Source organism: Candidatus Zixiibacteriota bacterium, from assembly GCA_040752595.1.
In the GTDB taxonomy this organism is placed as follows: domain Bacteria; phylum Zixibacteria; class MSB-5A5; order WJJR01; family WJJR01; genus JACQFV01.
On the sequence record JBFMGX010000037.1, the window covers coordinates 1 to 13,440 of the forward strand.

The following is a 13,440-nucleotide window of genomic DNA, read 5'->3' on the forward strand; positions in this document are numbered from 1 at the left end:
TGCAGGCCCCGAGAATGACATAGCGGCGGAAATCGAGGTCGAGCTTCTTCTTCATCGTGGCTTTGACGTCGATCTCGGTCAGAATGCCGAACCCTTCCTTCTGCAGTTCACCCGTGACTTTCGCGATGGCCGCATCGTAGGCCAGGCCGGTCTTTGCTGAGTAACCGTAATTCGTCTTCTTCATTTCGTTCTCCCCTCGTTTCAGCGGGCGATACATGTGTTAAACGGGCCGATTGCAGCCAAACGGGCGCATCGCGATGCGCCCCTACATTCCAAACACGTGTAATCTCATCGGTCTATTCGCATGGTTCAATAGGATGCCAGGGCCGCGTTGAGATCATCGCGCAGATCATCAATGTGCTCGATGCCGACCGACAGACGGATCAGATCGTCTCCGATCCCACGTGATTCCCGAATGTCGCGTGGAATCGAGGCGTGGGTCATCAGTGCCGGGTGTTCAATGAGCGACTCCACCCCACCCAGCGACTCGGCCAGTGAGAAGATTCTGGTCGATGCGCAGACCTTGCGCGCCTCGGTCTCGCCGCCATCGAGATGAAAGGAGATGAGCGAGCCGAATCCGGTCATTTGCGCCTTCGCCCGCTGATGGTGCGGATCCTCCGGCAACCCAGGATAGAGAACGCGTTTGACGCGGCGGTGTTCCGCCAGGAAGCGAGCCAACGCCATGGCATTGGCCTCGTGTGCCCGCATCCGCACTCCGAGCGTCTTCAATCCCCGCAGCACGATCCAGCAGTCCATCGGGCCGGGGATGGCACCGATGGCGTTCTGTGCGAACGACAATCGCTCGAAGATGTGGTCATCAGCGGTCACCGCCGCACCGCCGACGACGTCGGAATGTCCGCCGAGGAATTTTGTTGTGGAGTGGACGACAAGATCGGCTCCGAGCTCAAGGGGGCGCTGAAAGTAGGGTGACGCGAAGGTGTTGTCGACGACCAGCATCAGGCGATGCTCTCGTGCCAAAGCCGCGGCCGCGCGCAGATCAGTGACCTTTAGCAGTGGATTGGAGGGTGTCTCCAACCACAGCATACGCGTCGTTGGTTTGATCGCCCGCCTCACCTGATCCAGATCGGTGGTGTCCACAAAGGTGAAGTCGAGACCCCACGGTCGGAAGATCTTCTCGAAGACCCGATACGTGCCGCCGTAAACATCGTCGCCGGAGACCACGTGGTCGCCCTTCTGCAACAGCGACATCGTCGTTGAGACCGCCGCCATACCGGAGGCAAACGCCAGACCGTACCGCGCACCCTCCAACGCGGCGAGGCAGTCCTCCAACGCCTTGCGCGTGGGGTTATGTGTTCGGGAGTATTCGTACCCTTTATGATCACCGATGGCGCGCTGCGCATAAGTGGCGGTCTGGAAGATCGGCACGACGATCGCGCCGGTCTGCGGCTCCGGTGCCTGCCCGGCGTGGATGGCAAGTGTCTCGAAACGCATGGGGTACCTCAGTTAGTCACTATCGCAAGTAGACACGTGATTCAGATATCCTGAGTGACCGTTCCCTCATCCGACGGAGGGAGAGGTTGTCACTGCCACTCTGCCGTTCGAAGGGCTTGGGGTGAAGGCATTGTCCCGTGTGCTCATCCGGTTGGACAGTCTATGACTTGAACGTCCTTGCCAGGTAATCCAACAGATCGATCCGGGTGACAACACCGCGGATCGCGGCGGCCTCCAGGACAACGACCATCTCGTGCCTGCCGGAAGAGAACACCTCCGCGACGTCCCCCAACGAGGTATCCGGGGTGACGGTCCGTACCGGGTGCCGGGGAACCTGTGCCACTGGTTCGGCAACCCGATGTCCGCCCGACATCATGTGCTTTAGCAGGTCGGCTTCGGTGATCACGCCGACCAACGTACCGTTGTCCAAGACCGGCAACTGCGAAATGTCGTGCGCCTTCAGCTTCTCGACGACTCTGAACACCGGCTCAGCAGCATCGGCAGTCACCACAACGGCCGGTCGTCCGGCCAACAGGTCGCGCACGGTGCCGAGCTTGGGCTGCTCATCGAGAAAGCCGTTGTCGCGCATCCACTCATCGGAGTAGATCTTGGAGAGATAGCGCGAGCCCGAGTCGGGGAGGATCGTCACCGGGCAACGAAACTCCGGATGATCTTTCAGGTACTTGAGGGCGCCGGCGACCGCGCCTCCCGATGATCCGCCGGCGAAGAGTCCCTCCTCCGTCGTGAGCCGACGGGCCATGAGAAAGCACTCCCGGTCGTTGACCTGCACCATGTCGTCCACGACGGAGAAGTCCATCGCCCCGGTGAGCATGTCCTCGCCGATCCCTTCGACCTTGTAGACTTTGGGCTCGCCGAGCGTGCGGTCCTTGAACCAGCCGTAGAACAACGAGCCCTCGGGATCGACGGCCACGATCGTGATCCTGGGGTTCTTCTCTTTGAGGAATCGACCCGCCCCCGATAATGTGCCGCCGGTGCCTATGCCGGCGATGAGGCAGTCGATCAAGCCTTCCGTTTGATCCCAGATCTCCGGCCCGGTCGTGGCATAGTGGGATTCTATATTATCCGGATTGTGATATTGGTTCAGGTAGAATGCCCCGGGTGTTTCGCGGGCAATGCGCTTGGCGGTCTCGTAGTACGACTCCGGAGAATCGGCGGGGACATTGGTCGGCGTGATGACCACACGGGCGCCGAAGGCCTTCAGGAGATTGACCTTCTCAGTCGACATCTTGTCGGGCATGGTGAAGACCGCTTTGTACCCACGCACGGCGGCGACCATCGCCACGCCGACGCCGGTGTTCCCGGACGTGTTTTCCACGATGGTTCCACCCGGCTTCAGCAACCCCTCTTTCTCTGCCTTGTCTATGATGTAGATCGCCATGCGGTCCTTGATCGAACCGCCGGGATTGGTGAACTCCACCTTGGCCCAGAGCGGCACAAGGAGGGCGGCCCCGATCCGCCGCAGGGGGACCATGGGAGTTCCCCCGACGGCGGCGAGGATACTGTCCAATCTGCGATCAGTCATGTAACCAGATCTCCGTGTTCCATCGTCGACACGCCCCCAAGAACCTCAAATAACCGCCGCCGCCGGTCGAAAGTCAACCGTTGCAGTCCGGCTTGCGTTCACGGGCGACGCGGCGAACCCATGCGTAGGTCAGGAGCCCTGCGCTCCTGACAACCCGGTCAGGATCAGGACGGCCGCAGGAGCACAGGGCTCCCGCGCTACGAGAATCGCATCCAAGAGGTCGGAGTTGCACGACACAAAACAGAAAACCCCCGACAAGGTCGGGGGTTCCTGACAATCACAGCCACGATCGCTCAACGCCGGTTCTTCAACTTGAAGTCGACTTTGTAGGTGACCCAGATCGCCACGGGACGGCCGTTTTGGATCGCCGGTTTGTAGGCGCACTTGTAGGCCGCTTCGACCGCCGCCTCATCGAATCCCACGTTGCTCCCGGATGACTTGGCGACCCTCGCTTCCCTCACCTTGCCTTCCTTGTCGACCAGCGCCATCACCCAGACGGTGGCCTCCTTGCCGGTGAGTTCGGCGACCTGTGGGTAGACCGGCGACTCCTCCTTGATGCGGACCGGCTGCTCCTGCACGGCGACGAACTCATCCGGAGTCGGGAAATACTCCTCCAAGGGGATGTCAACGACAACAGAATCGGAACCGCCACCTGTCGGGGAAGCTTGGACAATGGGCGCCGCAATCTCCGCCATTTCATCCCGTGTGGCGAAACGCACGTTGTCCTGGACTTCCTCGTCGGCGACGGGAGTGGGGATACCGATGGACGGCGGCGCGATGTTCGGCTCGGCCACATTGACCTGCGGCTTGGCCGCGGTCATCGACGGCGGCGGGGCGATATCCGACAGGGATTTGATGACGACGACCCTAGCGCTGGAAAAGTCCTCGCCGCGCGATTTGAGGTACTGATAGAACAGCATCCCTCCGATGATGACCAAGTGGATCGCGGCCGCGATCAGGACCCCGAGAAGCATGTTCTTCTGGTAGCTCTTCTTGAGCTCATACGCCCCGTACCAGGTCGGGGCGACGGTTGACGTCGGACTGCTCATGGCGTCGTCCCCTCCTCTGTGGCTTCGGACTCCCCGGTGGCGGCGGCGATCGTCTTGGTGTCCAGCCGGGTCCAGGGAGCCAGCGAAAACCGATAGGAAAACTCCGGTTCATCGGCGGGCAGCTGCCCGCGTGCCTTGGCGGCCTTCTGGGCCTCTTTGAAACGATATTCGACGATTTCGATGCGGTCGAGAATCTGGACCATGCGGGAGTACCGGGCCCCCTTGTTGATCTTGACGAGCGTGACGACCTCGGGAATCTCCCGGACCTTGTCCTCCAGCAGCTTGGGCAGGGCCGACAATTCGACTGGCTGCGGCGTTTCCTTGGCGATATTCCAGAAGATCCGGTCCTTGGCGTCGACGCGCAGGGTCAGGACGCGCGACTCCTTGGCCTTGGTCTCTTCCTTGGAGGGCGGCAGGTTGATCTCCATCGCCTGCGGCTGGGCAAAGATCGTCGCCACCATGTAGAAAATCAGAAGCAGGAAGGCGATGTCGACCATCGGCGTCATGTCGATGCGGATACCCAGCCGCCGCTTCGGACGACGCAAGCCCTTCTTCTTCCCTGCCGCTTTGGGTTCGCCTACATCAACCGCGCCCATGGCTGTGTGCCTTTCCCGCCGTCAGGCGGCGCTGCGCATTCTGAAGCTCTCGTCCCACTGTATTCAACCCGCCCCAACGCGCGCGGTTCCCACGCCCGCGTTCAGCCCCCCGTTCGCGACAGCGTCTGATCGAGATCCGTCACGACCTGGAAACTGGTGAGGTTCTGCTCCTGCATCGAGTCCATGATCTTCTCGACCACGCCGAAGGAGGCGTCCCGATCGGCCTTCATCACCAGATACAGATCACGGATTCCCTGTTGCAGGGCCTTGGCGCGCATCCTCTGGATCTCGCCGCCCACGTCACCCGGCGTCGACTCGGTGTACTCGCGCACGGGAATCTCGATCGAGTCCCCGACTTGGGGATCGAACCGTTTGGCGCGAATGATGTAGTCGAGGTAGACCGAGTCCTCCTTGGTCACCGTGATGGTGATGAAGTTCTTCGTCGGCAGATCGCGCTGCGACGTCGACATCGGCAGAATAACCGACTTCTGCTCCGGCGGTTTGAACTGGGTCGTTGCCATGTAGAAGATGAGGAGCAAGAAGGCGATATCCACCATCGGCGTCATGTCGATGCGGATCGCGACCCGTCGTTTCCCTTTCTTCAGCATGGCTCAGGCCCCTGTGGACCGCGCTTCGCGCGACTTGAGCAGTTGCACGACCTCATAAGAGGCCTCATCAATCGTGTAGTTGAAGCTGTCGACCTTGTTGACAAAGAAGTTGTAGGCGACGATGCCGACGATGGCATTGAAGAGGCCGCCGGCGGTGTTGACCAGCGCCTCCGAGATACCGGTCGCCAACTGGGTGGCGTCGATGACGCCGCCGGCGGCGTGGCCGGTCGCCTTGAAGGCCCGGATCATACCGATGGTCGTTCCCAGCAGTCCGACCATCGTGGCGATGGAAGCGATCGTGGACAAGGCGATCAGGTTGCGCTCCAACAGCGGCACCTCGAGGGCGTTGGCTTCTTCGATGGCCCGCTGTGTCTCCTCGATGCGCTTGTCGGTGTTCAGAGTCCGGTCGTCCTTCACCTGCGTGTAGCGCTCGACCCCCGCCCGCAGCACATTGGCGCACGACCCGCGCTGCTTGTCGCAGGCGGCCAACGCGCTCTTGTAGTCTTCGGTCTTGAGCGAGTCGACGACCCTCTTGAAGAATGCCTGAATGGAGGTATTGCCGCGCGCCTTGCGCAACGTCAGCAGCCGCTCCAGAATGAACGCCACCAGCATGACGGCCAGCGCGATCAGCAGCGCGACGAGGGGACCGCCCTCCCGCAGGTAGGCGGGGAGTTGCGTCCAGATGATGATCCCCGTGGCCAAGGACACCACGAGCACGATGGTCACGAACAGACCCTGCTTCACTCGTTCCTCCTTTATGGAATCATCCGGTCACGACCGACGGGCATTCGCCCGGCTGCCGGACCCCGGTTGTCTCCCGATTCGATCTTCCGCCCGCAGATTACTTTTACAGATCCCCCGACTTGACGCCCGCCACCAAACCCATCGCCATGGCCACCCAAGGGCCGAACGATGTGATGGTCATGAGCGCCGCAATCCCATACTTCTCGCCGGGGTCGATCAGCCCCCAGTCCTGGTATCCGGGAATGCTCCCGCCGGCGAAGGAGAGTATGACGACCAGGACGCCGGCACCCCAGAGAAAATGACCGTACGACAACGGCCGCCGCAGGCGTGCCTGATAGGCCTCCGCCGAGGGCGCCTTTCCCCACACGGACATTAGGATCCAAACACCCAGAATCGGGCTTCCCAACATCAGCACCAGCACCAGCAGGGCTGACAAGCCGACCCACAAACCGCCGCCGAACGCTGTACCCAGCCCACCAAACATTGTGCCCAAAGCGCTGACCCAAGACATCGATATCTCGGCCTTGCCGGCGGTCTCATACCCGACCCAAGGCATCACGACCGTCGCCACGAGGAGAACAGCAGTCACCGTGAGGATGATCCGGTCGATCCGGGACATCGCCTCCTGTTGCAGGAGGGAGAAATCGCGGTTGAGCAGCGACTCACCGCCCCCCACCTTGACACGGTCCAGGTACTGTTTGGCTTCGGCATCGGACTTCCAGAAACGCGGCGCATGTTTCGGGAAGACTTCAAACCCGATGTAGCGATAGCGCTCGGCCGGCTCGCCTCCTGGAGTATTTGCTGGCGGGGCTGTGTTGGTCATGATCACTCCGTCGGTTCGCCCGCGTACACTGACGCGCGGCGGCCCTCACTTCTTCTCGACGATCTCCTCGTCAATCCGGTCTCTGAGATTCTTGGCGTCGTTGTTCTTGGGATCGCACTGGACCACCTTCTCCAGCAGCTTGTAGGATTCGTCCTTCTCCCCTGTTTCGTAGAGGGCGTACGCCAGCCACCAGCGCAGCTCGTTGGCACGGCAGGGATTCTCCCCTGTCGCCTCAAAGCACTTCAGCGCCCGGCGCAAAACCGGTACGGCCGCCGGGTAGTTCTTCTGGGCGAAGTACGTAAACCCGGACCACTGCACGTGATCGCAGACACCGGGTTCCCGCTCCATCAGCCACTTATAGGCCGTCTGCGCGTCGGCGACGCGCTGCATCTTGATCAGCCGCGGGCCAACCAGCTTGTACGCCTTCAGGCGGAACGAGGCATCGGCAGTCGTGTCGCTGGCCGCCGAGCGCAGGAGATACTCCACCGCCTTCTCGTTGTTGTCCGATTGCAGATAGGGCAAAGCCGCATTGAACAACGTGCGTGCGTCATCGGTATGCCGCACGACCAGCTTCTCGAATTCGACGGCGGCTTCCGCGTACCGGCCCAGTTTGTGCAGCGACAAAGCCAGGCCACCGATTGAGCGATCATCGTTGGGGTCCAGCTCGGCGGCGCGACGGTAGTTGTCGACGATTTGGGGAAGCAGCGTCGAGTCCTTCAACGCCTCCATGCAGACGGCGGTCCGCCAGAACAACTCGGCGTCGGACGCGGTCCACGGCTGGGGCGGATCGGCGCTCTCACGCGCCTGTCGATAGGCATCGAAAGCAGCTATCGCCTCCTGGTAGTGCCCCAGGAGCATGTTGGACCGGCCCAGGAAGAAGTTGAGCTCCGGATCCCTGGCACCGGTCTGGATCGCGCGCTGCAATTCCACGATCGCCGAATCATGGGCATTCAAGAGGTAGTACACCGTGGCGATGTTCTTGGCCACCAGCACCGGATCGGCGTTCGGGTCGACGACGCGCACTTTGCGGTAGAGCGACAGTGCCGCCTTGTAGAAGCTCTGCGCCTCGGGACCGGGGCGGCTCTGCGCGGCAATCATGTAGATGTTGGCCAGCTTGAAGTACGCTTCGTGATAGGTGGAATCCCGTTCCAACAGGGTGATCAGAAGCGGCTTGGCATCGTTCAATCGCCGCAGTTGATAATAGGTGTCGGCCAGACGGTACATGACATCAAGACGGCTGGAATCCCTCGCCAAGACCGCCTCGTACTCACTGGCGGCCAACGGGTAGACCTGCCCGCGGAAATACGCGTCCCCCAGCGCCACCCGATACTCGACATTGTCTTCATCGTCGAAGCGCGCCCCCAAGAGCCACTCCTGCGCCTTGGAAAAGCTGTCCATCGCCAAGGCGGCCTGGCCGAGCATGTGTTTGTAGACAGCCGCTTGCTTGGGGTCTTTGGTTTTCGACAGGACCTTGGCCAGGAGAGGGTCGACGTCCGCCGGTCGGTCGAGCTTGATCAGCGCCCGCGCCAGTGCCGTGAAGACTTCCGGCTCCTGATACTTCTTCTCCCGGGCCTGATTCATCGACGCTTCCGCTTCCGTCCAGTTTCCCTTGCCTGCTTGGGCCGCCCCTAGCAGGTAGAACGCCTCACCGGAGGATTCGCCGGCCGCCATCAACGGTTGCAGGAGCGCCAAGGCCTGGTCATAGTCGCCCGCTGCCAGAGCCGCCCGGACCGGCGTCAAATCGGCCTTGGCCGCCCAAACCAGAGATGCGGCACAGACGAGGACCGCGAGCATGACACCCGCGAGAATCCTCCGTCCTTGTGTCGAAGCCGTCATCATCCTCAAGCCGCACCGCGACATAAGACAGTTATTTTCTCCCAGGCCGGCCTCAGAGTCAAGTGGATTCTCGTTCGGAGGGCGAATGCTTGACGCCAGAGCGTCCCCACCCCATCCGGCCAAGCTGCGACAACAAGGTCCGCACGACGGCATATCCGATCACCACCCACCCGAGAGTCCGGCCGGACGCCCCTCCGATCTGGGGCTGTTTCCAGACCAGCCAGGCACCCAACACCAGCAGAAAGACGGCGAAGCCCCAACGCCAGACCGCCAGAGGGTCGACTCGGCGCCGGCCATCATTTGCCCTCGATGGTCCCCTTCTCACCACCCTCCCCCAAGAGATTCTACCGGTGATCTCGGGGAATATTTCCGCCGGGAAACAAAACGTGGACCAGCAATCGGATCGTATGACAAAACGAGACAACGAGATCGTGATCGGGCCACCGTAGCCGGACTTCCCCTGTCACCATGAGCCGTCACGACCCTGGTGCCGTCCACCTCCGTGCGGGACCGCAAGCCGCCATCGGGGTACTGCCCGGCCATCGTGGTGACGGCGGGACGCATTCCTGAAGTGAGCCGTTCCTGTGGAATCACCAAGGCCGCGATGCCGTGGTAACAGCACCGCTGGCGGGTTTATTCCTCCTGCTGGATGAACAGCGACTGAGCAACGGGAACGGCTTCCGGATGACCATCCAGCCAGTTGAGGTCCGACGATCCCGGCACGAGGTCGTCGTACGACGTGAAGATCGCGAACGGGAAAGGTCGGGATGGGTCGGGATCAGGAACCGGCTCGATCGTGATGGCGAATCCATCACCGCTGGCAAAGGACAGTGGGAACGCCGGAGCCCCGGGAGGGGGATTCTCAAGAAAATCCTCCCCGGGGAATCCGAGGCCCGGCAGGGGGCCGGAATGGGAGCTGTCCATATCGCTGGCGGCGGGATCGGCAAACGGGCCAGTCGAATATGCCATTCTCTGCGCACCAATCCCATGCCACGCCCACCCTTCATAGATCCAACCACTGGGCAGGGCAACCAAGTCATGCAATCCCTGACTACGTTCAACACCGACAAACCACACGCCGGACAGTTCATTGTCCGGGTCTTCGTCGGTGGGGGTAGCGAAGATGAAGCGCGAGAGACTGTCGCGAACGCTCAGTAACTGACTCACGGGGAAGTTCAGAGAGCCGATGGTGTTTCCGTGTTTGATCGGAATATCGCCACGCAGATAGACGGACCCCGAGGGGAGCGTATCGGTATCCGGGGACGGCTCAATGGTCACGAACAGAGAGTCATAGTCTCCGAGGTCGACCGGCAGCCCGGACAGCGTGTTGCCGGCAATGAGCGTCCCGCCTTCAGTGTACATCAACGTATCTCCGCCCGGCTGGGCGACGCGGAGACGGAACCGGCCAAGCGAAACGGTGGATCCCGTCTGCGCCGTCAACGAGCCTGACACCGCCTGGGCCCAAACCTGGTATACGAGATTGTCAGATTCGAGCGGCCCGGCGGAGAAGAACGTGAACGCAATCCTGTTGTACGGCTGTTCGACTGGAGTGCCGTTCCCCTTGTCACTGCCACAGGCGAACGTACACAGTGAGAGCGCCGCTACGACGACGGCGCGACCAACACTCCGAATGTGTCTATGCATAGAGCACCTCACGGGAGAGGGAGTTTCTTTGCCCGCAGCGTCCAGTCCGGTACTACCCGGTGGTCGTTCGGGTCCCGGCCAAGACGCGTCGGGGAGAGTGCTATGCGCGCTTGGCCTCACGATCCAGGAACTTCGTCCATTCTTCTTCCATCTGGGGCATCGTGCCGCCATAGATCCGTTCCAGAGAGGGCTTCAGATCCAAGACACTCTTCCAGAGCATCTTGAACTGGTCCGGCCCATATCGGGCCAGCAGAAATGCCACAAGAGAGCCGCTGGCGTAGTCATAAGCCTCGCCATCCTGGATCGCCCCGCCACCAAGCAGATCAGTCATTGTGGGCAATCGTCCAGCCGCGCGTAGACGAACTGCGTCCGTGTGGATGTTGCGGTCGCGCTGGTCGAACAGAACGCGCAACCCGTTACGCACCAAGGGAAAAGACCGGGCACCCGGATCGATGGAATTGCAGGCGGCCTCCGCGATCACACCACCGATCGGTGCTCCCAAGCGGGTGAAGATGTTGTTCCCCTCAACGAAGCTGGCGCTGTGGCCGGTCGCCGCTTCGCAATCCTGGTTCGTCGTGAACAGGTAGATGGACAGCCGCCCCGGGTCCTTCAGTTCGATCACTCGCCTGGTCTGGGAAAGCACATCTTCGCAGACCTCGCTGAATGCCTGAAGTGCCGGCAACTTGCGGGGGGAATTGGGGGGAGTCAGTATTGTAAAGTGTTCGCTGGCGGCAGAATCCCAGTTGGCCGAGAACTTCTTGGTGTCGACGCGTGGCTCCCCGCCGCCGCATCCCGTCAGGAACACCGGGAACAGAAGGGAGAACGCTGCCGCGGAGCGTCTGGCATGTCGAATGAACTGGCTCTTCATGACTGGTCTGCCCTCAGCCAGACATTATACCATACACCGGCCGCCGGGACCAGCCGAAACAGCGACCAGAGTTGGGAGCCCGCCGGCAAAGCGAAGCCCGCAGGAGTCACCCCCTGCGGGCTCTTCCAGCGGCATGTCGGCCTACTTCAGCAGGACCATCTTCCTGGTTTCGACCATGTCCCCGGCGGCAATGCGATAGAGGTAGAGTCCCGAAGCCAAGTGGCCACCGCGTGTGTCGGTGCCATCCCAGGTCACCTGATGAGTTCCGGGGGGGTAGTCCCGGTCGATAAGATCGCGGACCACCTGCCCCAAAACGTTGAACACCTTGATCTGCACATGATGCGCCGTCGGCAACGAGAACTCGATTGTCGCCACCGCGTTGAACGGATTCGGGTAGTTCTGGCTGACCGTGATCGATCGGGGGAATGGCGGTCTTGCCGCCACGAGAACCACCCGTTTGCCCAATGGCTCAGATCCCAGCCACGGAGCGTAGTCGGTGCTTACAAACCATACTGAATCAGGTGAATCGTCGCCCCACCAGTTGCCCTCGGCGGGTAGCGCGACCGGCTCCGGAGGGGGCGGGCCTCCTCCACCATCCAACCCTTCACCGCCGAGCATCCCCTCTCCCCAGTTATCGACGTAGAAGTGGTGAATCACTCGGGAACTGTCGCAGGAACCGGCGCAGGCGCTCGTCCAGATGGAGTTGTATCCCGTGTCGGGCATTACACCGAGGTCGGCATTGCTGTTGTCGGAGTACACTCCGGTGCTGTCATACTCGTGTATCGTGGTCCGTCGCACCCGCACCCAAGCACCATCACCCGCGAAGATCCCAAACAGGGAGCGCGATCCGACCGTGTCGGAGATCAGCTCGCAGTCGTCGATCCGGCAATGCCCGCTGGCGGCAGCGTACACATGTGCCCCAGAGAAGTACCCTGTCACATTGCAGCCGGTCACGCGCAGTGTATCGAATTGCTCCCCACCGGAGGCGTGATACACGCCGCATGTCCCCGGCCCTTCGATGGTCACGTTCCGCACTTTCCCCGCCGAACCGACCGCATAGACGCCGTAGCTGCAGTCGATGATTACGGACGAGTCAATCACCGGATTGCAGTCGATGATGTGTATGCCCTTGCCCGACGTAACGTCAACGACCGTGTCGTTCACGAGCCGTATGCTGTCGCTGAGATAGCTGAGCTGAAAGCCGCAGGTCGAGGTGTTCTCTACCCGCACGCCGCAAATCTCGGTCATGTCCGCGCCATCATCTACCGTCACCCCAACCGTGGCGTCCATGATCGTGCAGCCGTCACCCCAGTCAACAGAACCGCCACTCATCACTCGAATGCCATACCAACCGCCCGGCGTCTCCGCCTTGCTGAGGAAGGTCGGTCGTGCGCCCGACCCCTCGATCACGAGATTGCCCTGTACGTTGATGCACACCGGTGGACCAGCGGTGTCCGCCAGGACTTTCGTACCCGGCTTCACGGTGACTGTAACGCCGGGATTGATGGTCACGCTCCCGGTCAGCAATGTGGTCAGATTCCACTCCTTGTTGCTCGCGATCGTCCCGCTGGTACCAGTGATGGGGATGACGCCGACGTAGGCCTGATGGATTCCACGCGTCGCTTGTGGCGGACGGACACGATTGTCATTCCAAGAGGGATACACGTAGTCCGTACCGGACGCAATGCCGATATAGTCCCCCGTGAACTGCCCGTTCATATTGTAAGCCGTGATGATACACGGCTCAAACGCAACGTCGCTCACCCGGAAGTTCTCCCACACACTGTCTGGCGCCCCCCAAGCGTGCCGCGCAACCCACACCTCAGTCATCAGGTTGTTTGAATCATTCCGGCAATCGTAAAACACAACGTAGACACTCTGGTCGGGGGCCACGGTGATCCAAGGGAACCATTGGTCGCGGCCGTTGCCGCGCGTATCATTGTTGATCCGAATCGGATTAAGGGTGTCTTCCCATGTGTCACCGCCGGTCTGGGACTTGATGAACAGGATGTCTGAGTCGCCGTCGCCAGTGGAATCCCCGTATCTTCGGTCGGCCCATACCAAGTAGACGATCCCTTTGCCACCGCCCGTGGTATCAACGGCCATCGACGGAAAGCTATTGACGCGCATTCTCTTCGGCGGTAGCATCGGTGTCCTGTTTCAGCTCCAGTCGGACAGATTTAGCATCTAAAAGTTGATGGTTTGCGTCGGTTCTCCGGGCCAGATTAGGGGACGGAGGACGGATGTATGGACGAGGATCATGGGACGCCGCTGAGT

12 protein-coding genes are annotated in these 13,440 nt (G+C 61.2%); all 12 read right to left on the reverse strand.

Translation table 11 applies throughout. The annotated features are described in order from the left end of the window. On the reverse strand, positions 1 to 184 hold a 184-nt coding region (locus AB1792_09385; GenBank protein MEW5702428.1), incomplete at its 3' end, for a DUF302 domain-containing protein. A 125-nt stretch (positions 185 to 309) separates the two neighbouring features. After that, on the reverse strand, positions 310 to 1,452 hold the full coding sequence (locus AB1792_09390) for a cystathionine gamma-synthase (GenBank protein MEW5702429.1): 1,143 nt from the start codon (positions 1,450 to 1,452) through the stop codon (positions 310 to 312). Positions 1,453 to 1,612: 160 nt separating this feature from the next. Beyond that, positions 1,613 to 2,995, reverse strand: coding sequence for a pyridoxal-phosphate dependent enzyme (locus AB1792_09395; protein ID MEW5702430.1), 1,383 nt, complete (start codon positions 2,993 to 2,995; stop codon positions 1,613 to 1,615). 293 nt (positions 2,996 to 3,288) lie between these two features. Continuing rightward, on the reverse strand, positions 3,289 to 4,044 hold the full coding sequence (locus AB1792_09400) for a TonB family protein (GenBank protein MEW5702431.1): 756 nt from the start codon (positions 4,042 to 4,044) through the stop codon (positions 3,289 to 3,291). Continuing rightward, positions 4,041 to 4,640, reverse strand: coding sequence for a biopolymer transporter ExbD (locus AB1792_09405; GenBank protein MEW5702432.1), 600 nt, complete (start codon positions 4,638 to 4,640; stop codon positions 4,041 to 4,043). Before AB1792_09405 ends, AB1792_09400 begins: the two co-directional genes overlap by 4 nt. 101 nt (positions 4,641 to 4,741) lie before the next feature. After that, entirely contained in the window at positions 4,742 to 5,248 is a 507-nt protein-coding gene (locus AB1792_09410) for a biopolymer transporter ExbD (protein MEW5702433.1), read from the reverse strand. Positions 5,249 to 5,251: 3 nt separating this feature from the next. Further along, positions 5,252 to 5,992 (reverse strand): MotA/TolQ/ExbB proton channel family protein, encoded by a 741-nt coding sequence (locus AB1792_09415; protein MEW5702434.1) that lies wholly within the window; start codon positions 5,990 to 5,992, stop codon positions 5,252 to 5,254. A 103-nt stretch (positions 5,993 to 6,095) separates the two neighbouring features. Beyond that, positions 6,096 to 6,815 (reverse strand): hypothetical protein, encoded by a 720-nt coding sequence (locus AB1792_09420; GenBank protein ID MEW5702435.1) that lies wholly within the window; start codon positions 6,813 to 6,815, stop codon positions 6,096 to 6,098. A gap of 45 nt (positions 6,816 to 6,860) precedes the next feature. Further along, on the reverse strand, positions 6,861 to 8,609 hold the full coding sequence (locus AB1792_09425) for a tetratricopeptide repeat protein (GenBank protein ID MEW5702436.1): 1,749 nt from the start codon (positions 8,607 to 8,609) through the stop codon (positions 6,861 to 6,863). 675 nt (positions 8,610 to 9,284) lie between these two features. Further along, entirely contained in the window at positions 9,285 to 10,295 is a 1,011-nt protein-coding gene (locus AB1792_09430; protein MEW5702437.1) for a hypothetical protein, read from the reverse strand. Positions 10,296 to 10,395: 100 nt separating this feature from the next. Continuing rightward, a complete protein-coding gene (locus tag AB1792_09435; protein MEW5702438.1) occupies positions 10,396 to 11,163 on the reverse strand; it encodes a hypothetical protein in 768 nt (255 codons plus the stop codon). Between the two features lie 141 nt (positions 11,164 to 11,304). Next, on the reverse strand, positions 11,305 to 13,311 hold the full coding sequence (locus AB1792_09440; protein MEW5702439.1) for a right-handed parallel beta-helix repeat-containing protein: 2,007 nt from the start codon (positions 13,309 to 13,311) through the stop codon (positions 11,305 to 11,307). Positions 13,312 to 13,440 lie beyond the last annotated feature (129 nt).